The organism is Streptomyces sp. DH12 (genome assembly GCF_020873895.1).
Taxonomy (GTDB): Bacteria; Actinomycetota; Actinomycetes; order Streptomycetales; family Streptomycetaceae; genus Streptomyces.
On the sequence record NZ_JAHWGT010001691.1, the window covers coordinates 1 to 386 of the forward strand.

At 74.6% G+C, this 386-nt stretch carries 1 protein-coding gene; it reads left to right on the plus strand.

Annotated features, from left to right (window positions below; all coding sequences use genetic code 11):
• Positions 1-386 (plus strand): condensation domain-containing protein (locus tag LPA54_RS41760; protein WP_228985561.1); only part of this gene is annotated, 386 nt, incomplete at both ends.

The window sequence follows — 386 nt, forward strand, 5'->3', positions numbered from 1 at the left end:
GCCCGGGACCGGCTCGACCCGTTCACCGGCCGCACCGGTCAGGCCGTCTGGCTCGACGCCGGGGACGGCCGCCCCGGAACGCTGCTGCTCACCCTGCACCACCTGGTGGTGGACGGGGTGTCCTGGCGCATCCTGCTGCCGGACCTGAAGGCCGCCTGGGAAGACCCGCACACGCCGCTGCCCCCGGTCGGCACCCCGTTCCGGGCCTGGGCCCTGCACCTGGCCGAACAGGCGCGCACGGAACGGCGCGGCGGCGAACTGGGCCGCGACGACGTGGTGTTCGGCGCCACCGTCTCCCACCGCCCGCCCGAGATACCCGGCATCGAGTCCACCATCGGCATGTTCGTCAACACCCTGCCGGTACGGGTCCGCGTCCGCCCCTGGGA